Annotated in this window: 22 protein-coding genes and 1 pseudogene; 11 read left to right on the plus strand and 12 right to left on the minus strand. The window is 63.5% G+C overall.

Annotation, left to right across the window (positions count from 1 at the left end):
• Positions 1 to 285: 285 nt before the first annotated feature.
• From U5768_RS29510 to U5768_RS29520, 3 genes are read left to right on the plus strand one after another with little or no spacing between them, the layout of a single operon-like run.
• Positions 286 to 1,479, plus strand: coding sequence for a thiolase family protein (locus U5768_RS29510; protein WP_322033854.1), 1,194 nt, complete (start codon positions 286 to 288; stop codon positions 1,477 to 1,479).
• 24 nt (positions 1,480 to 1,503) lie between these two features.
• Entirely contained in the window at positions 1,504 to 2,283 is a 780-nt protein-coding gene (locus tag U5768_RS29515) for an SDR family NAD(P)-dependent oxidoreductase (RefSeq protein ID WP_322033855.1), read from the plus strand.
• Positions 2,284 to 2,295: 12 nt separating this feature from the next.
• Positions 2,296 to 3,060: a crotonase/enoyl-CoA hydratase family protein gene (locus U5768_RS29520; RefSeq protein WP_322033856.1), complete on the plus strand. Its 765-nt coding sequence runs from the start codon at positions 2,296 to 2,298 to the stop codon at positions 3,058 to 3,060.
• 24 nt (positions 3,061 to 3,084) lie between these two features.
• Here the strand turns inward: U5768_RS29520 and U5768_RS29525 are convergent, their stop codons facing one another.
• The 6 genes from U5768_RS29525 to U5768_RS29550 form a co-directional block, all read right to left on the minus strand.
• Positions 3,085 to 3,846: an aldolase gene (locus U5768_RS29525; RefSeq protein WP_322033857.1), complete on the minus strand. Its 762-nt coding sequence runs from the start codon at positions 3,844 to 3,846 to the stop codon at positions 3,085 to 3,087.
• 182 nt (positions 3,847 to 4,028) lie between these two features.
• Positions 4,029 to 5,261 carry an MFS transporter gene (locus tag U5768_RS29530; RefSeq protein WP_322033858.1) on the minus strand — a complete coding sequence of 411 codons (1,233 nt, stop codon included), beginning with the start codon at positions 5,259 to 5,261 and terminating at the stop codon, positions 4,029 to 4,031.
• A gap of 56 nt (positions 5,262 to 5,317) precedes the next feature.
• Positions 5,318 to 5,866, minus strand: coding sequence for a hypothetical protein (locus U5768_RS29535; protein ID WP_322033859.1), 549 nt, complete (start codon positions 5,864 to 5,866; stop codon positions 5,318 to 5,320).
• Between the two features lie 51 nt (positions 5,867 to 5,917).
• Positions 5,918 to 6,667 (minus strand): hypothetical protein, encoded by a 750-nt coding sequence (locus tag U5768_RS29540; RefSeq protein WP_322033860.1) that lies wholly within the window; start codon positions 6,665 to 6,667, stop codon positions 5,918 to 5,920.
• A gap of 150 nt (positions 6,668 to 6,817) precedes the next feature.
• Positions 6,818 to 8,203 carry a sigma-54 dependent transcriptional regulator gene (locus U5768_RS29545; RefSeq protein ID WP_322033861.1) on the minus strand — a complete coding sequence of 462 codons (1,386 nt, stop codon included), beginning with the start codon at positions 8,201 to 8,203 and terminating at the stop codon, positions 6,818 to 6,820.
• The gene (locus U5768_RS29550) at positions 8,188 to 9,675 is read right to left on the minus strand and encodes a HAMP domain-containing sensor histidine kinase (protein WP_322033862.1); all 1,488 of its coding nucleotides are present in this window, start codon (positions 9,673 to 9,675) and stop codon (positions 8,188 to 8,190) included. Before U5768_RS29550 ends, U5768_RS29545 begins: the two co-directional genes overlap by 16 nt.
• Before the next feature lie 176 nt (positions 9,676 to 9,851).
• Between U5768_RS29550 and U5768_RS29555 the strand changes: the two genes are divergently transcribed.
• From U5768_RS29555 to U5768_RS29575, 5 genes are all read left to right on the plus strand, one after another.
• The gene (locus tag U5768_RS29555) at positions 9,852 to 10,808 is read left to right on the plus strand and encodes a helix-turn-helix transcriptional regulator (protein ID WP_322033863.1); all 957 of its coding nucleotides are present in this window, start codon (positions 9,852 to 9,854) and stop codon (positions 10,806 to 10,808) included.
• Between the two features lie 156 nt (positions 10,809 to 10,964).
• Positions 10,965 to 11,501, plus strand: coding sequence for a peroxidase-related enzyme (locus tag U5768_RS29560; protein ID WP_322033864.1), 537 nt, complete (start codon positions 10,965 to 10,967; stop codon positions 11,499 to 11,501).
• A 48-nt stretch (positions 11,502 to 11,549) separates the two neighbouring features.
• Positions 11,550 to 12,374, plus strand: coding sequence for an isocitrate lyase/phosphoenolpyruvate mutase family protein (locus tag U5768_RS29565; RefSeq protein ID WP_322033865.1), 825 nt, complete (start codon positions 11,550 to 11,552; stop codon positions 12,372 to 12,374).
• Positions 12,375 to 12,416: 42 nt separating this feature from the next.
• Complete coding sequence (locus U5768_RS29570) at positions 12,417 to 12,809, plus strand: RidA family protein (RefSeq protein ID WP_322033866.1); 393 nt, start codon at positions 12,417 to 12,419, stop codon at positions 12,807 to 12,809.
• A gap of 18 nt (positions 12,810 to 12,827) precedes the next feature.
• Positions 12,828 to 13,631: a hypothetical protein gene (locus U5768_RS29575; RefSeq protein ID WP_322033867.1), complete on the plus strand. Its 804-nt coding sequence runs from the start codon at positions 12,828 to 12,830 to the stop codon at positions 13,629 to 13,631.
• Between the two features lie 108 nt (positions 13,632 to 13,739).
• Here the strand turns inward: U5768_RS29575 and U5768_RS29580 are convergent, their stop codons facing one another.
• Together U5768_RS29580 and U5768_RS29585 are read right to left on the minus strand one after the other, a co-directional pair.
• Positions 13,740 to 14,858 carry a porin gene (locus tag U5768_RS29580; RefSeq protein WP_322033868.1) on the minus strand — a complete coding sequence of 373 codons (1,119 nt, stop codon included), beginning with the start codon at positions 14,856 to 14,858 and terminating at the stop codon, positions 13,740 to 13,742.
• Between the two features lie 173 nt (positions 14,859 to 15,031).
• A complete protein-coding gene (locus tag U5768_RS29585) occupies positions 15,032 to 16,549 on the minus strand; it encodes a DUF1254 domain-containing protein (protein WP_322033869.1) in 1,518 nt (505 codons plus the stop codon).
• A gap of 217 nt (positions 16,550 to 16,766) precedes the next feature.
• Between U5768_RS29585 and U5768_RS29590 the strand changes: the two genes are divergently transcribed.
• On the plus strand, positions 16,767 to 17,711 hold the full coding sequence (locus U5768_RS29590) for a LysR family transcriptional regulator (protein WP_322033870.1): 945 nt from the start codon (positions 16,767 to 16,769) through the stop codon (positions 17,709 to 17,711).
• Positions 17,712 to 17,885: 174 nt separating this feature from the next.
• Here U5768_RS29590 and U5768_RS29595 read toward each other — a convergent pair whose 3' ends face one another.
• The 4 genes and pseudogenes from U5768_RS29595 to U5768_RS29610 all read right to left on the minus strand — a co-directional run bounded on the left by U5768_RS29595 (position 17,886) and on the right by U5768_RS29610 (position 20,129).
• Entirely contained in the window at positions 17,886 to 18,755 is an 870-nt protein-coding gene (locus U5768_RS29595) for a MipA/OmpV family protein (RefSeq protein WP_322033871.1), read from the minus strand.
• Between the two features lie 186 nt (positions 18,756 to 18,941).
• Positions 18,942 to 19,109, minus strand: a pseudogene (locus U5768_RS29600) (transposase domain-containing protein); the annotation flags it as partial.
• A 133-nt stretch (positions 19,110 to 19,242) separates the two neighbouring features.
• Positions 19,243 to 19,617, minus strand: a complete 375-nt coding sequence (locus tag U5768_RS29605) for a hypothetical protein (protein ID WP_322033872.1) — start codon at positions 19,615 to 19,617, stop codon at positions 19,243 to 19,245.
• 23 nt (positions 19,618 to 19,640) lie between these two features.
• Entirely contained in the window at positions 19,641 to 20,129 is a 489-nt protein-coding gene (locus U5768_RS29610) for a cache domain-containing protein (RefSeq protein ID WP_322033873.1), read from the minus strand.
• A 593-nt stretch (positions 20,130 to 20,722) separates the two neighbouring features.
• On the opposite strand from U5768_RS29610, the gene U5768_RS29615 reads away from it, so the two are divergent.
• Both U5768_RS29615 and U5768_RS29620 read left to right on the plus strand, forming a co-directional pair.
• Positions 20,723 to 20,872, plus strand: coding sequence for a hypothetical protein (locus U5768_RS29615; RefSeq protein WP_322033874.1), 150 nt, complete (start codon positions 20,723 to 20,725; stop codon positions 20,870 to 20,872).
• A 56-nt stretch (positions 20,873 to 20,928) separates the two neighbouring features.
• Entirely contained in the window at positions 20,929 to 22,011 is a 1,083-nt protein-coding gene (locus tag U5768_RS29620; RefSeq protein WP_322033875.1) for an HAD family hydrolase, read from the plus strand.
• Positions 22,012 to 22,041 lie beyond the last annotated feature (30 nt).

A 22,041-nucleotide genomic window follows, 5' to 3' on the forward strand; every position in this document is an offset into this window, starting at 1 on the left:
CCCCGGATTCTAGCTTTGCGCCGAACGGCCGCCCACCTTTCAAGACGGCTGGCTCATTTTTTCGCCTCCGCGATGTCGCGCCGCTCATGGCCGCCTATTTGTGTCTCCTTTTCGGTCTCTCAGGTTCAAGCTGTGCACACAGTGTTGCGGATTATGATTCAGAAATCAATAAAAATGATACATAGGTATCGAAATATGTTTACCACTATTGAAATCGCCAAGGTGTGAGGTGTATTTTGAGTCAAGCGATTCATTTTTCACCACCCTTCAACCGTTGAGAGAACCATGACCAACAGCGCGGTAATCGTCGATGCAGTGCGCAGCCCGATGGGCCGGACCAAGACAGGCGGCGCTTTCGTCGACCTGCATCCCGTGGATTTGCTCTCGCAGGTCCTCAAGCAACTGATCGGGCGCAACGACCTCGATCCCGGCAGCGTCGACGACGTGATGATCGGCTGCGTGAGCCAGGTGGGCGAGCAGGCCTCCACGCCGGGCCGCCTCGCGTGGCTCGCGGCGGGCTTCCCGCAGCACGTGCCGTCCACCACCATCGAGCGCAAGTGCGGCTCGAGCCAGCAAGCGATCCATTTCGCGGCGCAGGCGATCATGGCGGGCGTGAACGACATCGTCGTGGCCGGCGGCGTGGAGTCGATGAGCCGCGTGCCCATGGGGTCGTCGCGCATCGGCCGCGATCCGTATGGCGCGCTCTACCATGCGCGCTATCCCCAGGGCATGGTGGGGCAGGGGGTGAGCGCCGATCTCGTGGCGCAGAAATGGGCGCTCACGCGCGAGGAGCTCGACGCCTACTCTGCTCAATCGCACGCCCGCGCCGATGCTGCGCGCGCAGCAGGCCAGTTCGCGCGCGAGATCGTGCCGATCGAGGTGCCGGGGCCCGAGGGCGTGCGCCGCGTGGACCTCGACGAGACCATCCGCGCCGGCACGACGGTCGAGCGGCTCGCGGGCCTCGCGCCCTCGTTCGAGAGCGCCGAACTCGCGGAGCGCTTTCCGGGCATCCGCTGGAACGTGACGGCGGGCAATGCCTCGCAAATCTCGGACGGCGCATCGGCGCTGCTCATCATGAGCGAGCAGAAGGCGGCGCAGTTGGGGTTGAAGCCGCGGGCGCGCATCGTGGCGTTCGATGTTTGCGGCGACGATCCGCTCATGATGCTGACCGCGCCGATTCCCGCCACGCAACGTCTGCTGAAGAAACGCGGGCTCACCATCGGCGATATTTCGCACTTCGAAGTGAATGAGGCATTCGCCGCCGTGCCGCTCGCGTGGCAGAAGTCGCTGGGCGCGGACGCCGCGCGACTGAACCCGGCGGGCGGCGCGATAGCGCTGGGGCATCCGCTCGGCGCCTCGGGTGCGCGCCTCATGACCACGATGCTCAACGCGCTGGAAATGAGCGGCGGACGCTACGGACTGCAAACGATGTGCGAGGCGGGCGGCATGGCCAACGCAACGCTCATCGAACGCCTTTAAAAAGCAACGAAGGAGAGACGACACATGAACGAGCAGAACAAATTCGCCGGCACCGTGGCGGTGGTAACGGGTGGCGCATCGGGGCTGGGTCTCGCGAGCGCGAAACGCCTGCTGTCGAAAGGCGCGCAGGTCGTGATCGCGGACCTCGCCGGCTCGCGCGGCGCGGCCGTGGCCGATGAACTGGGCGCGAACGCGAGCTTCGTGCCCGCCGACGTGACGAGCGCCGACGACATGACGGCGGTATTCGAAGCGGCGACGAAGCGCGGCACGCTGCGCTCGCTCGTGCATTGCGCGGGCCGCGGCGGCGCGGTGCGTCTGATCGAGAAGGACGGCTCGCCGGGCTCGCTCGAAGCCTACGAAAACGTGGTGCGCGTGAACCTCTTCGGCACCTTCAATGCGCTGCGTCTCGCGGCGGCGGCCATGGCGCGCAATGAGCCCGATGCAGGCGGCGAGCGCGGCGCGTGCGTGCTCACGGCATCGGTCGCGGCGTACGAAGGGCAGATCGGGCAGGTGCCGTATGCGTCGTCGAAGGCGGGCGTGGTGGGCATGACGCTCGTGGCCGCGCGCGATCTGGCGAGCAAGGGCATCCGCGTATGCACGATCGCGCCCGGCCTGTTCGACACGCCGCTGCTCGCACGGCTGCCCGAAGAGATTCGCGAATCGCTGGGCCGTATGGTGCCGTTCCCGCCGCGCCTCGGGGAATCCGACGAATTCGCCGCGCTCGCGCTGCATATTCTCGAGAATCCGATGCTCAACGGCGAGACCATCCGTCTTGACGGCGCGATTCGCATGCAGCCGCGCTGAGTGAGGCCGACCATGAGCGACGAATTGCTGATCGAGTATCGCGACGGTATCCAGATTCTCACGATCAACCGTCCCGAGGCGCGCAACGCCTGTACGAAGGCGGTGGCCGAAGCGATCGCCGCCGCGCTCGACGAACTGGAGCAGCGCGACGACTTGCGGCTTGCCATCATCACCGGCGCGGGCGGCACGTTTTGCGCGGGCATGGACCTCAAAGGGTTTCTGAAGGGCGAACGGCCGAGCCTGCCGGGACGCGGCTTCGCGGGGCTCACGCAAGCGCCGCCGCACAAGCCGCTCATCGCGGCGGTGGAAGGCTATGCACTGGCGGGCGGCTTCGAGGTCGTGCTGGCGAGCGACCTCGTCGTAGCCGCGAACAACGCGCAGTTCGGCTTACCCGAAGTGAAACGCGGGCTGTGCGCGGCGGCTGGCGGATTGTTGCGTCTGCAACAGCAGTTGCCGGAGCGCATCGCAATGGAACTCGTGCTTACCGGCGACATGTTCGGCGCGCAACGCGCGTTCGAGTTCGGCCTCGTCAACCGCCTCACGGCGCCGGGCGAAGCGCTGGCGGGTGCCATCGAACTCGCGCGGAAGATCGTGGCGAACGGGCCGCTCGCGGTGGCTGCGAGCAAGCGCGTGATGCGCGAGTCGCGTGACTGGTCCAGTGCGGAGATGTTCGCGCGCCAGCGCGAGATCACCGACCCGGTCTTCGCTTCCGCCGATGCGCGGGAGGGCGCAGCGGCATTTGCGGAAAAGCGCAAGGCGGTGTGGCGGGGAAAGTAGGACTGCGCACGATCGACCCGCGCGTCAAGCAGATGTGAGCGTTCTTCGCAGCGCCGCGAAGAACAGCTCCGACTGCAAACGCTCGCCCTGAATCTGATCGGCCACGCGCTGCGCGAGATCGGCCGCCACGGGCCGCGACGCGCGCCCGGTCGAACCCGCGAGCACCTGCGCGGCGCAGGCGCGTTCCAGGTAATAGAGGTCGTCGAACGCGTAGTCGATACGCGCGCCGCACACCACCACGCCGTGATTGCCGAGGAAGCCGATGTCTCTGCCGTCGAGCGCGTGCGCAATGCGCTCGCCTTCCTCCGGGCCAAGCGCAAGCCCGTTGTATTCGCGGTCCAGCGCGACGCGGCCATGGTAGCGCATGGCGTTCTGCGACAGGGTCGTGTCGAGCCCGCAGTCCTGGGTGAGGGTGAGGGCGGTGGCATACGGCATGTGGGTATGCAGCACGCAGGATTTCTTCGCAATGGCGTGGATGGACGCGTGAATGAACATCGCCGTCGGTTCGACCGCGTGGCGTCCCGCCATCGCGCGGCCCTGCGCATCGACAATGACGATGTCGTCGGCCGTCACCTCGCTCCACATCAGGCCGCGCGGGTTCAGCAGAAAGAGGCCCTTTTCGCCGGGAAGCGCGACGCTGAAGTGATTGCATACGCCTTCGCCCAGCCCGAAGTGCGCGGCGGCGCGCAGCGCGAGCGCGAGGTCCGCACGCAGCGCCGCGACCTGCGGCTGATGGAACAATTCGTCGCTTTCAACGGTTTCGGCGTGATGCACGGCGTTGCTCATGTCTCGTGGCTCCTGTTTTCAAATGACCGCGTTGCGTCGAAATGCGTGTGCTTCATTCGCCGTCCAGCGCGAGCGGCAGTTCGGAGAAGAATAGCTCGCGCGTGAGTTCCGTGTACGGGTCCATGCTGGCACCGCGAAAACGAGCACGAAATCACACTCGCCCCCGGGAAGGAGAATCGGATTCATGTCGCGAGAGAGCCCGGGTTGTCGAGATCGCTGCAACTGCGGCAAGCCTTCTTCAGGGAGGGGCCGAACAGCAGCCATAGCGCGAGCGATCCGGTCGACACCGCGCCCAGCACGAGGAATGCCGCGGCATAGCCCAGATGCTGGGCGAGCACGCCGCCCAGCACAGGACTCAGCGCCGCGCCGATGCCTTGCACCGTCATCACCACGCCCTGCCCGACGTTGACGCGCCCGGTGCCCTGAAGAAGCCGCACGACGAGCGCGGGAACGGCCACGCTTTGCAGCCCCGCGCCGATGCCATCGAGCGCCTGCACGGGCCACACGCCCCAGGCCGTGATGAAGAGTGCCGCGACCAGGCCGCGCAGCGGCAGCGCGAGAAAGGTGATCAGAATCACCCCCCAGTACCCGAGCCGCAGGATCAGCCGGTTCGCGAAGCATGCGGCGGCGACCATCACCAGTTGCGCGACCACGATGGTCTGCGCGGTGAACGCGCTCGGATTGCCCTTGTGCGCGGCGACGACCGCGAGGCCATATAGCGGCAGCATCGCGGCGTTGCCGAGATGAAACATCGCGAGCGCGGCGGAGAGCAGCAGCAGCGGGCGGCAGGTCAGCAACACGCGAAAGCCGCTCGCCTGCTCGTGCTCCTGCCCGGACGCCGCCGCGGCGCCTCGTGCGCTGTCGTGATCGATCGAATCGCCACGGATCAGCAGCGTCGAGACGACCGTAAGCACGCCGAAGCAGCCTGCGAGCGCGAACACCGCGCCGAAGCCATAACGCCAGCCGAGCAGGCCCGACAGCGCCGCGCCCACGACATTGCCCGCGTGATTGGCCACCTGGTTGCGGCTGAACTGCCGGTCGAAGCCGCGTGCATGGACGATGCCCAGCGTCACACCGGCCACTGCCGGGCCGAGCGCTGCGCCCGTAACCGCCGCGAGGGTCTGCGCCGCGGCGACCATCCACCAGCTATGCGCCACCCACAGCACGAGCGAGGCGAGCGTCGTCATCACCCCTGCCGCCACGATGATGCCGCGCTTGTGACGGGTCGCGTCGATGAGTGCGCCTGCCGGCGAGGTTGCGAGCATGCCTGCGATGCCACCGAGCGTCATCACGGTGCCGATGGCGTCGGGATGCCAGCCCTGCGCCTGCAGATAGACGCCGAGAAACGGCCCGACGCCCGCCTGCACATCAGCCATGAAGAAGTTCAGGGCTTCGAGGGCGTACTGAGGGTTCATCTTTCGATCACCGTGCGTGGCCGTTCTTGATGGGCGCCAGGGCTTGAGGCGGCGAGTCACATGTCGATCAGTTCGGCGATCTCATCCACGTCGATGGTGCGCCCGTGCCGGTTCCTGATACCTGCCCCCCATGCCTGGACATGGAACCCCGGCGCGAGATACGACGCGAGTTCGGCCGCGGCATGAGGCGCCATGCGCAACGACGTGCCGTCGTCCAGCAGCGCGCCGCGCAGTTCGCCCTTCGGACCGAACAGCGACAGCAGCACTTCACCGCTCGCCTGCATCGGCTCGCGCTCCACCTCTGGCCGTTGGCGATGCTCGCCGGGGCCCTGCGGGCCTTCGTCGAGAATCGCCTTGCCGCTCTTCGTGGTGATGGAGACCGCTGCGATCATGTCTGCGCCGCGCGGCTTCACGCCGCGTATGCGGACCTCGTCGCCCACAGCGACCAGCCGTACGACCTGCGGCGACAGGTGAGGCGGAAAGTGAACCTGCCGCAGTCGACGCGAGCCGAGCACGAGGCCGTCCAGTTCGCCGTGCGGGTTCAACAGAAAACGACTCACCGTGCCGCGTGTTTCGGGAAGGCTGTCGGGATCGATCCAATGCATGTTGTTAGTCCTCTTTCAATGTTGGCCATGCCGGGTGAAGCCGGCCCAGGCTCAGGGAGCGGGGGGCTGGCGATCGTAGAGCTGCGTCAGGTTGCCGGGCGACCCGAACGCCGTCGCCTGCAGTGCCGTGCCGTACTGGTTGCGGGTGCCGTAGCCTTGCGCCGAAACGTTCGCGCCCGTTTGCAAAAGCGCCGGAAACTGCTGGGCGATCGGCGGCGTGAGCTTGATGACGGTGCCGTCGGCCAGAATCACGCCGTCCGGCTCGCCGCGCGGTGCAGTCGTCACGTGAGCCACCTGCCCCTGCACGCTCAGACGCGACAGCGCAGCGGCCCGCAACTCAGGCGGCAATGGCGGCGGGCCCGCAGGCGGCTGATCGACTAGCTGCTGGCCGCTGCGTGTGTCGGCGATCCGCTGCGCCGCGAGATTGCCGCCTGGGCCGCGCCATCCGCTCACCTGCACGTGGTCGCCCGGACGAACCATGGCAGTGAGCTGCGGGCCCATGTGCGGCGGGAAATGCACGAGCATGCCGTCGCTCGTCAGAAAGCCGTCGACGTCGCCATCGGGGTTGGTGAGAAAGCGGGCGACGACAACCTGCGCGATAAGGGCAGCGCCGGCATCGGCAAGCGGTGCGGGGGCGATGGCTGATGGCGGGGGCGGCGCCACGGCGGCGATGCCGGATGGCGGCTCGGGTTGGGTTTGCGCCGCACATCCGATGCTCGCCAAAGTGAACGCCGCGAGGCTCATGACGTTCAACGCGAGTGCTGCAACCCCTCGGCATGGATATTTCAGGTTCGCTTGCATGGTCCACTCCTTTAGCTGGCATGGCCTCTTTTGCAAGGCCTGTGCCATCGCCCGGAAGCGCCGTGCGGGTGGGGATCAGAGCGATGAAGCTGGCCCGCAGTGTCAATCAACCGGACAGGTGCCGTCCGGTTGATTGACAGAGGCGCGTCGTCAGGCGTCGGGGTCGGACAGGCCGAGACTCGCCAGACGCGTATAGAGCGACTGGCGGCTGATGCCGAGGCGGCGTGCGGCTTCAGCGCGATTGCCGCCGGCGAGCGCGAGGGCCCGGGCAACCAGTGCGCGCTCGAGCTGTGCGAGCGCGTCGTGCAGCGGAAGGTCGATGAGACGCGGGGGAATCGTGTCGGCGGCGTTCGAGGCCGGATCGAACAGAAACGCGAAGTCTTCGCGCGTGAGCAGGGTAGCCGGGGCAAGCGCGCTCGCGCGTTCGATCGCGTTGGCCAGTTCGCGCACGTTGCCGGGCCAGGTGAAGCTGGCGAGCAGCCGCTGGGCATCGGCGGAAAGATGCTTGCGCGCTGACTCTGGCGCGGCTGCCACGCTCGCGAGAAAGTGCTCCGCGAGCGGGAGGATGTCCGCCACGCGCTCGCGCAGGGGCGGCAGGTGCAGCGGAATCACGTTGAGCCGATACGACAGGTCCTGCCGGAAGGCGCCCGCCGCGACCATGGCCGGCAGATCGCGATGCGTCGCGGCCACGATGCGCACATCGACCGCGACCGTCCGGCTGGTGCCGAGCGGCGTGATCTGCCGCTCCTGCAGCACGCGAAGCAGCTTCGCCTGCATGGCGAGCGGCATGTCGCCGATCTCGTCGAGAAAGAGCGTGCCGCCGTGCGCCTCTTCGAACCGGCCGCGCCGCTCCACATGGGCGCCGGTGAACGCGCCCTTGCCGTGACCGAAAAGCTCGCTCTCGAGCAGGTCTTCGGGAATCGCCGCGCAGTTCACGGCGATGAACGGGCCGCCGGCGCGCGGCGACGCGCGATGCAGCACGCGCGCCGCCACTTCCTTGCCGGTGCCCGTCTCGCCGGTGATCAGCACCGTCGCGTTCGTGCCCGCTGCACGGCCAAGGCGCTTCTGCACGTCGCGCATGGCTTCGCTGATGCCAAGCAACTGCGGCTCGCTCGACGGTGTTTCATTCGCGAACGGGCGGCTCGTTGGCGCAGCGACCGTATCGGCGCGCGTCGCGAGGATGCGCGCGAGGAGCGCCGCGATCTCGTCGCGGCCGACCGGCTTCGTCAAATGCTCGAAGGCGCCTAGCCGCATCGCGCCGATCGTGTTGTCGCTGGTCGCGTACGCGGTCAGCATCACCACGGGTATCTGCTGGAGACCGTCCGTGGCGCGCAGTGCTTCGAGCACCGATAGGCCATCCGCGTCCGGCAGCCGGAAGTCGAGAAAGACGCAGTCGGGCGGCGGCGCCTCGCGCAAACGTACAAACGCCTCTTCACGCGAGCGTGCCTCGAGGGCGGTATGCCCAAGGTCCTGCACGGTTTCCGCGAGGCCGTCGCGGAAGGCTTCGTCGTCGTCGATGATCAGGATGGTCGCCATGGCAATTCGATTACAAAGCAGGTCAACTCCGAATCTTGCGCGAGCCACGCGCGGCCGCCATGCGCCGATGCGATCTCGCGCACCACGGCAAGGCCGAGACCCGAGCCGTCGGGTCGGCCTGTCACGAACGGCTCGAAGATGCGCTCGCGCTCCGCCGCACACACGCCGGGCCCGTCGTCGATGACTTCGAGCCGCAGCCGCCGCTCGCCACCGTCGTCCGTTAAGGCGCGCGCCCGTACGGTGACGTGGCCGCCGGCCGGCGCATGCCGCAGCGCATTGATCATTAGGTTGTCCAGCGCGCGCGCCACCTGCTCGGCATCGAAGACGGGCGGCGGCGCGGGGGTTTCGACTTCCGCCCGCAACGATATCTTCCGGCTTTCCGCACGCGCTTCGTGGCTGTGAACCCGTTCGGCGAGCCACGCGCGCAGCTCGACTTCCTGCGCGCGGACGGTAACAGGCTGCGTGAGCGCGAGCAGGCTCGTGAGCTGCGTTTCGATGCGCCCCACCTGCTCGATGATGACCTTCAACGCCGATATGCGCCGGGCGTCGTCGGCCGCGAGCGCGTTTTCAGCCTTGAGCCGCATGGCGCCCACCGGATTGCGGATCTCGTGCGCCATCTGCGCGGCCATCTTGCCCAGCGCGCCGAAGCGTTCCGCCTGCCCGAGCTTCGCGCCCAGTTCGCTCGCCTCGCACTGCAGGCTCTCCGCGCGTTCGACATAGCGGTTGAGTGCATCGACGATGTGATCCAGATCGGGTTCGCCGAGTCGCTCGAGGCGCTCGCCCTGCTCCAGTTTGCCGTCCGGCGCGAGCGCCTGTTCGAGCCGCGTGAGGTTGCGCTTCCAGCGCCTGAGCGCCAGCGCGAGCAGCAGGGCCAGCGCCACGATGATCGCGAGCACGCCTGCAAGAAAGGACGCGGCGCGCTCCCCATACGGCCCGAGCGGCGGGCGCGCGCGGGTGAGCATCCAGGCGAGCAGGCCGGCATGATGCGGAACCGGGCACGCGACGGCGATCACCGCATCCGCGCCGCTGGCCACGACGTCGGCGCGCGTCTGCCCAGTCCCGGCAACGTTTCGAAGCGTGCGAAGAATGAGCGGTGTCTCGGCTTCGGGGACGTCGCGTTTCACGCCGCTTCCTTCGTACGTAGGAAAAGCGTAGGCGAGAAATCCATTCGGTGCGCCAGGCGCGGGCGCAGGCGTCCAGAAGCCGCCTTCGATGCCCTCAGTACGGACCAGCACGAGGTCGAGCACGGCATGCATGAGATCGACGTTGGCTTCACCCGGCCGCTGCATCGACAGGTCGTAACGCGACGCGACCGCCATGCAGGTTGCGGCCGCCTGCTGTTTCGCGACCGTGACGCGTTCCCCGAGCGCCGACGACAGCACCAGCCACACGACACCCGTTAGCAGGCTGCACAGGATGGCGACGAGAATCCAGAGCACGTAGAGTTGGGTGGAAAACGACGGTCTCGGCATGAAAAGTCCGAAAGGGCGCGGAGTTAGGACAATCGGTAGCAAATATACTGCCAGCACCCAGTGGAATACGCAGCATGATTGGGAGCGCGTGGTCCCGGTCGCTCCACGCGGTAGTCGTGCGACAATCCGTCATCGCGTTCCAGATTGGGTCCGCATTGCCGCGGACTTCCGAACGAATGTCCCTCCCAACGCCTTCTCCGCGCATTTCCACGGCGCATCTCGACGAACTCATCGCGCTGCTCGAGATTCGCGTACTGGGCCTGTCCGAGTGCCTTGTCAGCGAAGGGTTCGTGCTCGAACTCGACGGTAACGAGGCTCCGGGCATTCACTACATCCTTTCCGGCAGAGGGCTTCTGCATATCGCAGGCGCCGACGCGGTACCCCTTGCGCCGCACACGCTGCTGATCGTCCCACCGCGTCATCCGCTGAAGCTGGAAGTGCCCGCGAACCAGGCGGGGATCGCGCCGGTCGTCGTGTCCGGCCGCGAGCACAAGCGGGTCGTCGATTCGATCAACCGGTTCCGCGCTGGATCGACGGAGCCCATGACCGTGATGATCTGCGGTTACTTCAACGCAGTTTTCGGCGCCTCGATCAATCTCTTCGAAACACTATCGACGCCGATCGTCGAGCAATTCGATCCGTCCGACCGGCTCGACGTCTACCTGCGCACCGCCTTCGACGAACTCATCGCGCAGGAAATCGGCGCCGGCGCCATGTCGGGCGCGCTGCTCAAACAGGTGATCGTCGCGCTGGTGCGTCGCTCGCTGAAAACCAGCGCGCTGTGGATGGAACGCTTCGCGCTGCTCCGCGATCCGCAGATTGCGCGCGCGTTCGCCGACATGACCGCACGGCCTTCCGCGCCTCACACGGTCGAGAGTCTTGCGCAGATCGCGTGTCTGAGCCGTTCCGCGTTCATGGCGCGCTTCTCCACGGCCCTCGGCCAGGCGCCGATGCAGGTGCTTCGCGACATCCGGATGCGTCAGGCCGCCGTCCAGCTTCGCGCAGGCGATCTCCCGCTCGACCAGGTGGCGCGCAACGCCGGCTACGCGAGCCGCGGCGCCTTCATACGCGCCTTCCGTGAAATCTATGGCGCGGCGCCCGCCGAGTATCGGGCCGCACTCCCTTCGTCCTGACTCACTCGCGCCGCTGACGCAGCGCCGTCGCCGGACTCTCGCGCACGTTTGCCGGATCCCGTGCACGGCGATCGCTCCTAGACTGCATCTCAATGCAGGAACGTCTGTTCCCGCAGCGATCAACCGCAGTTCGAACCGAATCCAGGGAGCACTACCATGAGCCGTATCGCCATTCCGCACGATATCCCCGCCGGGTCCAAGGCTGTCGTCGACGCCGTGTCGCGCCAACTCAAACTCACGCCGAACCTCTTTCGCATCATGGCGCAAAGCCCACAGGCACTGAATGGCTGGGCCGGGCTGCAGGGCGCGCTTGCCAAAACACTGGACATCAGGACGCGCGACGGCATTGCACTCGCCGTTTCGCAGGTCAACGGCTGCCAGTATTGCCTCAGTGCCCACAGCTACGTAGCCAGCCAGTTCGCCGGCCTTTCCAGTGACGAAATCCGCCGCAACAGACTGGGCGAGTCGGACGAGCCTCGCGTGGCAGCCGCTGTGGCGTTCGCACGCAAGCTGATGGAAACGCGCGGCAAGGTGACGACGGGCGACCTTGACGCAGTGCGCGCCGCCGGCTACAGCGATGCCAATATCGTCGAGATCATTGCGTTGAGCGCACAGTTCATGCTGACGAATTTCATCAATAACGTTTTCGACACGGAGATCGATTTCCCGGTGGTCGAGACGGAAATTGCCTGAGCGCGTTGGGAAGCCCGCAGGGGCTTCGTCCTTTTCTGGAGTTCTGCCATGCCACGCACCACGGCTGAAAAGCGCGCAGCATTTCGCGCCATGCACGAAACCGGTTGTTTCACGCTGCCTAACCCCTGGGACGCGGGTAGCGCGCGCTATCTCGCAAGCCTCGGCTTTCAGGCCATCGCGACCACGAGTTCGGGATACGCGTGGTCGACCGGCCGCGCCGACAATCAGGTGAGTCGCGACGACATCCTCGCGCACCTGCGCGCAATGGTCGAGGCTACCGATCTGCCGGTCAATGCGGACTTCGAAAGCGGCTTCGGCGACGATCCGGCCGCAGTTGCCGAGAGCGTAAAACTCGCGGTCGCGACCGGCGTGGCGGGTCTCTCGATCGAGGACGCGACCGGCGATGCGGCCGCGCCGTTGTTGCCGGTCGAGACCGCCGTGGCGCGGCTCGCTGCGGCGCGGCGAGCGATTGACGAAAGCGGCGGCGATACGGTGCTTGTCGGTCGCGCGGAAAACTTTTTCGTTGGCGTGCCCGACCTGAACGACACCCTCGCGCGCCTGCAGGCGTACGCGGCTGCGGGCGCGGATTGCCTGTACGCGCCCGGCATCCGGACACGCGAGGAGATCGCTGCCGTCGTCGCCGCAGTGGCGCCCAAACCGGTGAACGTGCTGATCGGCGGTAATCCGGCCCTGACGTTGCAGGAGCTGGCGGCACTGGGCGTGCGGCGCGTAAGCGTAGGCGGAGCGCTCGCGCGGGCGGCTTGGGGCAGCTTCATGCGCGCCGCGCAGGCACTGTCCGAGGGGCGCTTCGACGGCTTCGCCGGTGCCGCGTCGGGCCCCGATCTCAATGCCCTGTTCGCTGGCGCCGCGTGATGGCGGCTATTCATTGATCGTCTTGCACTCAAGGAGCCACAAATGCCTCGCGAAATCATCCGTGTCGAACCGCTATCCAGTTGGCTGGAGCGCTGGAAGGCGCCGACCTCGGTCGCCACGCGTCATGGCAATACGCTTTACGTGTCCGGCTTGCCGCCGTTCGATCCACAGACCGGCGAAGTGCTCGATGCGCCGATCGAAGAGCAAACTCAACGCGTACTTGAGCAACTGAAGCTTTGCGTCGAAACCGGCGGATCGTCGCTCGATCAGGTCCTCAAGTGCAACGTCTACTGCACGTCGGTCGAAAAGTTTTCGATCGTCAACGAGATCTATGCGCGATTCTTCGGTCCGCAGCCGCCGGCACGGATCTTCATCAACGTGCCCGCGTGGCCCGGACGTTTCGACATCGAGATCGACTGCGTTGCAGCGGTTTGAGCCGTGGCGCACACGACCATGATTCGCCCGACCGATGAACGGATCGAAGCGGCGCTGGCCGACAGGACCCGGCCTCGCCGCGATCGCGCCCGCGATGAGCGTGACAGCGCCGCCGAAGTGCTTGGCTTCATCGACATCGGGCCCGGCGATCAAGTGCTCGACTTTCTGCCGTTTCGCGGCTATTTCACGCGCCTGTTCGCGTCGCTGGTCGGCGACAGCGGACGCGTGTTCGCGGCGATTCCCGCTGAGCTGACAAAGATCGAGCGCATCGAGGCGGGTCGGCAGGAGGTCGAGCAGTTCGCGCGCGACCGCTGCAATGTCACGGTGCTGGCGGGCAGTGCGGCGGAGGCCGGCGCACCGACGGAGCCGATCGACGTGTTTTTCATCGGCCAGAACTACCACGATCTCCACACGCCGATGATGGGTCCTGTCGACGTTCGCTCATTCAACGACGCGGCTTTTCGCGCGTTGAAACCGGGCGGCCACTACGTGATCGTCGATCACTGCGCGCGGCCCGGTACGTTGACGGAGGACGCCAATGCACTGCATCGCATCGATCCCGCGTTGGTGCGACGGGAAGTCGAGGCCGCGGGGTTTGAATACGCGGGAGAAAACGACGTTCTACGGAGTCCTGATGATCCGGGGACATCGAGCATCTTCGCGCGCGGCGTCCGGTACCACACAGATCGATTTATCGTGAAGTTCAGAAAGCCTGTGGAATTGGGGCGTCGCACCCATCGCCGTGTCATAGGTAATGATCGGTCGAATCGTGAAGTCGTGGCAGCGGAAACGTCGAGTCGGTCGGCCAGTGGCTCCGTGTAGATGGCGATCGGCTGCACTGTGTACATCACGCCAACCTGCGCGCAGTGCCATGCGGCGGCTACGCTGTGCATAGCGCAGCCGTTTCGCGGCCGGTAGATCGTTTGAGAATCAGAACCGGTGGGTCATGCCAATGGCAGTCATGAACTGATTCGTGGCCATTTCGGAAACGCTGACGCCCGGCCAACTGACGGTAGCCGTGCCATTGTTCTTGAAATAGCCGACTCGAGCGTAGAGGCTCGTGCGCTTTGAAATGAAGTGATCGATGCCGGCTTCAAAACCCGGTGTGTTGTCGTGAGCGCCGCGCACATTCCGGTAGAGCGCCGCTAGTTCGATGCTGTCGGCCGAGCTGGCCTGGATCGTGGCACCAAGCTCCGCGATGCTGAGGGAGTGTGCAGTGCCCAGCACGGCCGCTAGCGAATGTGCAGACGGGCTGCTCGCGCGTTGATAAGAATAGTTAAACTGCAGATTCACGAATCCGAACCTGTAGGCGAACGCGCCAATAAAATGCTCGGTGCTCAGTAAGGACAGAGGCGCGGGCAGCGTCGTGATCGTCTCCGTGCCGGGGTGCTGGTTCATGTAAGCGAACCCCGCGTACAAACCGGCACCGCTATAGTTAATTCCGACGTTCAGTGCGTTGCCCGTTGTCGCGGCCACCGGCTGTGTCACCGTCGCCGCGAAGCCGTACATTGCATATGCTCGCAAGCCCACGAAACTGGGCGTCTGGTAGAGAACCGAGTTGCTCAGGCGTCCCGGATCATACTGATTCGATAGCGAATTCCGGTCCGGCGTCAGAACCATCGCAGAGAAAGGCGACAGCGCCTCGTTGATGGCAAATGGATCCGTCGGGTAGACGACGCGGAAGCTCACGTCATACTGTCGACCAAAAGTCAGCGATCCTAGCTTTTCGTCCTTGATCCCAACCCAGGCTTGCCGGTAGAACAGGTTGGTGGTGTCGGCAAAGAGCGATCCATTGTTGAGATTGAATCCTGTCTCGACATTGAATTGCGCAGTTAGGCCTCCTCCAAGATCCTCACTGCCTTTTAGACCGATTAGTGAACCGGTTGAGCCGCCGCTTTTTTCTGCAATCGTGTGCTGGCCGCCGTTGTCCAGGTACTGCAGGTACGTATCCGCAACCCCATACAGCGTGACGCTGGATTCACCTGCCGACGCGGTACCCGCCGCCAGTGCAAGCGCAATGCCGCACACACCATGTCTACAAACGCGCATTGATGCTTCCTCTTTGTCGTTATGGAAATGTCACATCGGGAAAAACGGTTGTTGTCGGATTCGGACTGTCTCGGTGCGTAGCGTTGCGCCGAGACGAGACTCATGACGGAGCAATACGAGTTCACAGGGTTGCGTGGATGGTGATTCGCCGTATTTCAACGGCTACGCTCGCTTCAGCGCGTTGCCTCGGTCACGTCGGGAGGTACATAGCGCTGGTCGAGCAAAGCCTCGCCCGGGATGTAGGTGCGCATTAGCAAATAGAAGGGCGTACCGTGGCGCGAAGGCAGCCAGTTGCCTTCCTTGTCTTGACCCGGAGAATCGGCCTGAATATAGAGCGTCAAGCCGCCATCGGGATCTTTTTTCATGCCTTGCGACCGGTCGCCAAGGGAGTAACGGTTGATCGGGTTGTCGATAAAGTTGCGGTCGTAGCCGTACATCGTGATCGACCAGAATGCCTTGCAGTCCGGATACTGACCGGGGCCGAAGTGCATGACATAACGTTTGTCGCCGCTCAGCGGGTTTCCTGCCACATCGGTACGGGCGTTCAGATAGATGGCTTCGGCAGGATCGTTGGCGATAATGCCGATCAGGCTTTGCAGGCCGCCGCGTACGAGAAAATCATCGGCGGCCGTGGTCTTCCCGAAGGTCGTTGGCGAATAGCGCCAGCCGTTACCGAGGCTCTTCATGTGATACGCCGTCGCAGACGTGCCGTTGAGAATCAGCCACCCTTCTTTCGCTGCCCGTGCAAGGCCTCGCTTCGTTGCGTCATCCATCTTGTCGACGTCCATTCCCGGGCCAATTCCGATCGTGGCGAATGTCTTCAGCAGCAGTGCGTCGCGCGAAGAAGGCGGATTTTCAGTCATGGCGCGGTTCATGGTCTTCCAATGGGCGAGCGGATCAACCGCAGGATCGGACGGCGCCCAAACGTCATGACTTTCTGGCGTGACGGCGTTCTTCTTGCCCCAGAGCGAGAGTGGCGTCAGCCTGTATTGATGCGCAATTGCCTGCGCGGCTGGCATATCCTGATCGCCTGCAACGAGCGTGCGTCCCCATATCAACGCCCAGCGGGTTGGAGACGGCGCTAGCGCCTTGACCCCCTTGGGCAGCACGCCCTTCCAGTCCGGACCGACGATGGCGTAATTCGCAGCGTGGTTGCCGGTGTTGCGCTCACCGACGCTTGCGAAGTCGTCGGAGTCCATGCCGGTCAACTGGATCGTGTAATAGCGGTCGCCTGTGTCCGGGACGCTGAGGATCAGGGGCTCCTTGCCAAGATCGACCCAGGCAATCGAGTAGAGCGTGTCATTGTTCGGCGTGCCGCCATCACGCCATTTCGCCGTTACAAGCCGCGGGGTCGTCCAGAACTGATTGATCGCCATGTGGGCCGTATCGTCGTTCACGTATTGCGTGATCCACTGGTGACGCAACGTGGCCGCATAAATCCATGGATACCCGAAGATATAGGCCTGAATGCCCACCGCGTACGCGTACTCTTCGCGCCAGTCGCCGAACTTGCCGGGTACGTACTGCATCCCTGGTTCCGGCGTGGGCGCGAGGGCGCTTGCAGGCCCGCTGTACAGCGAAAGTCCCAATCCAGCGGCGCAGAATATCGTCGCGATCCATTTCGGAAGGGGTCCGCTCTTCGATGTGGGCAGAACGAACGAGGGGCGGACAAGGAAGTTGGCCGGTGGCATGCGTGTCTCCATTGTTGTATTGCCGCTCGTCGTCGCAGCTAGCCGTGCCAGTTGACGCGGCGCTGTCATGCGAGCGATTCGTCCGGATTCTCGGTCCTGTGCAGCCAGATGGCTATTGCATTCTTTTCATGACAAGCTTGCAGAACGTGCATGGGGAATCATTGGCGTTTACACCCTAAACTCGCTATGAATGGGTTCCGTATGGAGATCGAGCGTTATGCATGAACTGAGTGTTCGCCGTCTTTCGCATGTCGTTGCGCTTGCCGAAGAACTAAGCTTCGCCCGCGCCGCTGAACGCGTCCACCTGACTCAGCCGGCGCTTAGCCGTAGCATTCAGGCGATAGAGGAGGAACTGGATCTCAGGCTATTTGACCGTGCGGCACGAGGGGTTGCGGTGACCCCGGCGGGCAAGATGGTTGTGGACCGGGCGAGACGCGTGCTGTTCGAGGCGAACTGCCTCTCGCGGGATGTGGAATTATTGAAGTCGCATGAGTCCGGCGAAGTGCGCATCGCTCTCGGCCCCTATCCGACGACCGTCCTGATGCCCGATCTACTGGTGGAGTTTGCAAAACGCCATCCCGCCGTTGAGATGAAAATTGCGGTCAATCAGGATATCCGTATGGTGGAGATGCTTCTCGCGGAGGAGGTCGACTTCCTGGTGCTGGATCGTCGTGTGCTGCCGGAAAACGCCGCGCTGGCCATCAAGCCGATGAAGCGCCACGAGGGCGCATGGTTTGTTCGCGCAGGACATCCGCTGACGCGGCAGGGCGTGGTGTCAGTTCATGCGTTGCGCGCTTACCCATTGGTCTCGGTGCCGTTGCCTCCATTCATGCGGACGTCCGTACAACGTCTGTTGAAGATTCGTTCGCACGAGAAAGTTGCGCTTCAACTGGAATGCAACGACTTGCACGTGCTCAAGTCGTTTACCGAGCGAACCGATGCGTTGTTATTCGCCACGGCTGCGTCGGTGCGCCACGAACTCGCAGCCAGGACACTGGTACCCGTTCCCGTTCGGGACGCACCACGCATGGGCCTCGACCTCGCTCTCGTCGTGCTTGCGGAACGAACACCTTCGCCGGCCGGAGAAGTCGCATTCACACTGGCCGAAGAATTGCTCCTGAGTGCGCAGAAAGCTCCGACGCTTCATGCGCCACGCGTCTGATTGACCAAACACCGTTTTTGAGGGCTGAAGCGGGCACTCGAGCGTCGCCTGTCGAGCGATGCCAATGACGCGTTTTGGCCCGCACCCGGTCCGATGGCCGTCGGCACCTCACTGAACCACTGCATTCATGCGCAATGCATTCAAGCAATGCTCGCGGTTATGGGACCAGATCGCCTAAAAAAGGTAGTTAAAGAAGAGTCCGTACGTTATCTGACTCGTCTTCTCGGTGATGGGGCTGTCGGTTGCATCTCCGCGCAGCCACGCGAACGAAACACTCGCGCCAACGTTCACACGCGGTGTAATCCGGTAAGCACCGTTGACCGAAAAGCGTAACTGGTTCAAACCGGATCCGGCCGAATAGGTTGGCAGTCCGGACCGGGCGCTCTGTTCCGATGTCACGCCGAAGTAGGTTTCGTTATATTTGCTGCTCGCCCATGTCAATCCCGGGCCTGCGGTAAGCGTGAGTGCGGGAATCGGCTGATATTTGCCCAGCAGATCGAATGTCGCGACCGTGCCCCGGTCGTTGCCCGCGATGTCTGTCAGCACACTGGCGCGCGCCGAGATGAACTCATAGGTGTAGATGCCGAACAATTCGGCGTGGGCGGTCCGTTTGACGTCCCCAAGTCCGCGCAGCCGGGAGTCATCCGATTCGCTACGCGGCTGTATGAAGTCGTAAGTGACGGCCGCGCCTATACGCCAGTTACTGTCACGGTAGAGATAGGCACCCAGCGACAGCAGCGACGCGGCATCAGGATTGGACCCAATGAAGAAGCGGTCATAACTGGCGCTCACCACCGGCACCCCTTCCCATTTGGTACCGCTCGCGCCGGGGAATTTCGGCATGTTCACGACCCCGGCTCCGACCGCGAACCGCCACGGGCTCGTGTTCGCGCCGGGCGCCTGGTTGACCTCCGGCGAGCCTATCGAAAACAGGCTCTCGGATAAGCCGAGTGTGTCGTCCGCCATCGCAGCGAGCGAGAACAGCGACAGCGCGGAACCTGCCAACACCCTGGTCATGCGTGGATTCAACACGTCGACGATCATTCCGTTTCTCCGTGGCAGATGAACGGGCCGTACGCGATTGCGCCGCTCAGGACATTTATAGATTCACTGTGCGTACTGAAATATAACGTAAGCGACTCGGCTGGGCCAGTTCCTCGTTCGCGCGCGTGAGGCATGATGGTGATGGCGTGGTGGAATCCGTATAGATCACGGAGGATCCAGATCTATTTAGATCTGCCTGGTTAAGGGTGTAGGCGGAGAGACCGGCTTCAGTTTGCCGGCCACGTTCGAGGACAGCGATTCGTCGATGCGTGGGATCTTGTGATCAGCGATATAGGTCAGGACGTATTCCAGGTAGGCGCGCGGGTTGATCGCGTTGAGCTTTGCCGACCCGATCTCTTCGCGGGAACTCACCACACGGCAAGGCAAGATGTTCACACATCTGAAGCGCTGGTACAGCAGCCGAAGCGCTGGAGATGGCAATGAGCACCAACGCAGAGCTACTCAGGCTATCCGGTCATCGCAATCCCTAACCGCGCAAATCGGCATGCTCGAACAAGGTGCGTACGCGGATCTGCTGCCCGTAGACGGCAATCCGCTCGATGATCATCGACCTGATTGGCAATCCAGACCAGAATCTGCGCATTGTGATGAAGAATAGAAAGTTTAATAAGAACACGCTCAGCGCCTGGCGATCGTAATACGTGTAGGTCATCGCAATACATGACAATGACCGTTGACCGAAGATTGGACGATTCGTCTGGTTGCTGAGATTTACATAGCGACGTCTGGAGTTGGCCGATCTTTGGTCGCGGCGGCGGACTGTCTTCGACCCGAAGCGGAATTTCAATCTGTGAATTTCGAGCACCGAAAGCAGACGCTCAACTTTCGACGTGACCCGCATCGGCGAACGCCGCCTGCCCGAACCTACTTCGAATAGAAGCCCGAACCCACCAAGCCTGGAACCCCGTCAATCTTGACTGCCTTCACATAGGTCCATTTATGCGATGGCTCAGTCTGCCCCGGTCTGAGGAACATGTAGTCAACCCAGCCCGATCCGGTTGTTTCAGCCGTCTGTATCATGGCGTCATGAAACAGCTTGCCGTTGGTATCTTTCTGGCCGTGGACGTTAGTCCCTTCCCGTGCAGGGAAGGCCGGATTCAACAGGACGTTTGCGTTCAGATCATAAGCAAAGAGATAGGTGTCGCCATGGAACCACTCACTGTCTTTGATTCTGAACTCGGAAAATGCGGCTTTGCCTTTACTGTCTATCAATGCGGCGGCCCTGTCGACCAGCGCTTTGGTTTGTTTTGCTGTTTCGGACGCTGGAGGAGATGACTGAGAAAATGCAGGTGATACGGGGCAGAAGAATCCGGCCAGTAATAAGATGCCGGTAAAGAGGGTTTTGCCGTTCATTGCATGACCTCCAACCATTGACTACAGCGCTGCACCGACGGACAGCGTGTGGAAGAGAAGCAACTACCCGCATGCAAAAGACTAGTCCACGAAGCGTAGCTCGCCCAGAATAGTTTTTGCCGCACGGTATAGGCGACTCGATAACGGACGTTCGCGAATGTCAGTAACTGGCCGACCAGCGCCCGACGACCGAACGCGGCGATCGCCTTGAGTGCCTTTTTTATGCTGAATGTCCCGGACCGAAGAACGGCTGCTTCGGATCAGCACCCTGCCGCTGCTCTGTCCACCCCGCCCAAGGATCATCGATCACGCTACGACAGTCGCCGGATTTGAGCGGTGTTTAGTAAGGCATCGCCCAAAATGCCAATCGCTTTTCCCCTTACCCCAATGGTATCCGGCGCGGTTTCGGAGAACACTTGTTGCCAGTCATCATGACAGGGACGAATTGCGCATGACGCGACTCTATCCAACTCGTGGCGAAATCCTGACTGAGCGCGCCATATTTATTGCTCACAACACGAGGCAACGCCGGCCGTTCAACGATTGTCAGGGGAATCGTATGCTGCTCAATCTCGACCGCATGGCCGAAAAGGATGAAGACCTCCGTTCAGTATCCGCCGCGCAAGGCGCAGGGCGAGGCTTACTCGTGGCCTATCACGCTTAGCCAGCACGAGCGGTTCCAGTACATCCGCGATTCACTCCAGAAGAACGGCTTCAACATACCCATGCCAGGCGGTAACTGACCGTTCGGGCGTTGTTATATTGGCGTATATCCGCGTCAACAGAGGATCGAATCACGATGCGACCAGCCCAGCACCTTTCCGGCGCGCGCAGCGTGCGACAGGGCATTGCCGCTTTTGTGGCATGCGCGTGTCTCGCCCTTTCCGCCTGCGCAAGCCATGAACCGCCGCCGCCCACAACCCAGGCCGCTCAGGCCGTTGCAGCAGGAGCGCCGGTAGCCGAGGCGCTGCCCTCCTGGCAGGATGGCGCGGCTCGCGCGGCGATCCTCAAGTTCATCGCCGACGTTACTCAGGATGGTGGCCCGCGCTATGTTCCGCCGGAGGCGCGCATCGCCGTCTTCGATAACGACGGCACACTCTGGAGCGAGCAGCCAGTGCCATTCCAGGTTGCGTTCATGATCGACCAGCTCAAGAAGGCCGCACCCCAGCACCCGGAGTGGAAGCGCAATCCAGCCTTCAAGGCGCTGATCGCGCACGACACGGCTGCGCTCGCGAAAAACGAGAAGGCGCTTCTGCAATTGCTGGAAGTGGCCAATAGCGGCATGACCACCGAAGCGTACGACCAGTCGATTCGAACGTGGCTCGCGAGCGCGAAGCATCCCACGCTAAACCGGCCTTTCACCGAACTCGTCTACCAGCCACAACTGGAATTGCTCGACCTGTTGCGCGCCAATGGCTTCACGGTCTGGATCGTCTCGGGCGGCACGGCGGAATTCATGCGTGTCTGGGTGGAAAAAGCCTACGGCGTTGCGCCGGAGCATATCGTGGGTAGCGAAGAGAAACTGAAATACGACGTACGCGAAGGCAAACCCGTGCTGATTCGCGAACCGGGCTTCGACTTCTGGGACGACGGGGCGAACAAGCCGGTGGGTATTTTCCGGGCGATGGGGCGGCGCCCGATCCTCGCATTTGGAAACTCCGATGGCGACCGCCAGATGCTCGAATACGTGACGGGCGGTGACGGTCCTTCGCTTGGACTGTTGCTCCATCACGACGATGCCGCGCGCGAGTTCGCCTACGACCGCCATGCTGGATCGGCGAGCCTCGACAAGGCGTGGGATGAAGCTGCCACGCGTGGATGGGTTGTCGTGAGTATGAAGCAGGACTGGAGGGCCGTGTTCCCCGCGCCGGGCGCGCAATGAGCCTGAGCGCATCGGGTTCGCCAGTCCGTG

This window comes from Paraburkholderia sp. J76, from assembly GCF_905220295.1.
In the GTDB taxonomy this organism is placed as follows: Bacteria; Pseudomonadota; Gammaproteobacteria; order Burkholderiales; family Burkholderiaceae; genus Paraburkholderia.

Excerpts from the sequence above, each read along its gene's own strand:
- U5768_RS29510 (WP_322033854.1), top strand. The coding sequence starts at position 286 with ATGACCAACAGCGCGGTAATCGTCGATGCAGTGCGCAGCCCGATGGGC.
- U5768_RS29515 (WP_322033855.1), top strand. The coding sequence starts at position 1,504 with ATGAACGAGCAGAACAAATTCGCCGGCACCGTGGCGGTGGTAACGGGT.
- U5768_RS29520 (WP_322033856.1), top strand. The coding sequence starts at position 2,296 with ATGAGCGACGAATTGCTGATCGAGTATCGCGACGGTATCCAGATTCTC.
- U5768_RS29525 (WP_322033857.1), bottom strand. The coding sequence starts at position 3,846 with ATGAGCAACGCCGTGCATCACGCCGAAACCGTTGAAAGCGACGAATTG.
- U5768_RS29530 (WP_322033858.1), bottom strand. The coding sequence starts at position 5,261 with ATGAACCCTCAGTACGCCCTCGAAGCCCTGAACTTCTTCATGGCTGAT.
- U5768_RS29535 (WP_322033859.1), bottom strand. The coding sequence starts at position 5,866 with ATGCATTGGATCGATCCCGACAGCCTTCCCGAAACACGCGGCACGGTG.
- U5768_RS29540 (WP_322033860.1), bottom strand. The coding sequence starts at position 6,667 with ATGCAAGCGAACCTGAAATATCCATGCCGAGGGGTTGCAGCACTCGCG.
- U5768_RS29545 (WP_322033861.1), bottom strand. The coding sequence starts at position 8,203 with ATGGCGACCATCCTGATCATCGACGACGACGAAGCCTTCCGCGACGGC.
- U5768_RS29550 (WP_322033862.1), bottom strand. The coding sequence starts at position 9,675 with ATGCCGAGACCGTCGTTTTCCACCCAACTCTACGTGCTCTGGATTCTC.
- U5768_RS29555 (WP_322033863.1), top strand. The coding sequence starts at position 9,852 with ATGTCCCTCCCAACGCCTTCTCCGCGCATTTCCACGGCGCATCTCGAC.
- U5768_RS29560 (WP_322033864.1), top strand. The coding sequence starts at position 10,965 with ATGAGCCGTATCGCCATTCCGCACGATATCCCCGCCGGGTCCAAGGCT.
- U5768_RS29565 (WP_322033865.1), top strand. The coding sequence starts at position 11,550 with ATGCCACGCACCACGGCTGAAAAGCGCGCAGCATTTCGCGCCATGCAC.
- U5768_RS29570 (WP_322033866.1), top strand. The coding sequence starts at position 12,417 with ATGCCTCGCGAAATCATCCGTGTCGAACCGCTATCCAGTTGGCTGGAG.
- U5768_RS29575 (WP_322033867.1), top strand. The coding sequence starts at position 12,828 with ATGATTCGCCCGACCGATGAACGGATCGAAGCGGCGCTGGCCGACAGG.
- U5768_RS29580 (WP_322033868.1), bottom strand. The coding sequence starts at position 14,858 with ATGCGCGTTTGTAGACATGGTGTGTGCGGCATTGCGCTTGCACTGGCG.
- U5768_RS29585 (WP_322033869.1), bottom strand. The coding sequence starts at position 16,549 with ATGCCACCGGCCAACTTCCTTGTCCGCCCCTCGTTCGTTCTGCCCACA.
- U5768_RS29590 (WP_322033870.1), top strand. The coding sequence starts at position 16,767 with ATGCATGAACTGAGTGTTCGCCGTCTTTCGCATGTCGTTGCGCTTGCC.
- U5768_RS29595 (WP_322033871.1), bottom strand. The coding sequence starts at position 18,755 with ATGATCGTCGACGTGTTGAATCCACGCATGACCAGGGTGTTGGCAGGT.
- U5768_RS29605 (WP_322033872.1), bottom strand. The coding sequence starts at position 19,617 with ATGCGGGTCACGTCGAAAGTTGAGCGTCTGCTTTCGGTGCTCGAAATT.
- U5768_RS29610 (WP_322033873.1), bottom strand. The coding sequence starts at position 20,129 with ATGAACGGCAAAACCCTCTTTACCGGCATCTTATTACTGGCCGGATTC.
- U5768_RS29615 (WP_322033874.1), top strand. The coding sequence starts at position 20,723 with ATGAAGACCTCCGTTCAGTATCCGCCGCGCAAGGCGCAGGGCGAGGCT.
- U5768_RS29620 (WP_322033875.1), top strand. The coding sequence starts at position 20,929 with ATGCGACCAGCCCAGCACCTTTCCGGCGCGCGCAGCGTGCGACAGGGC.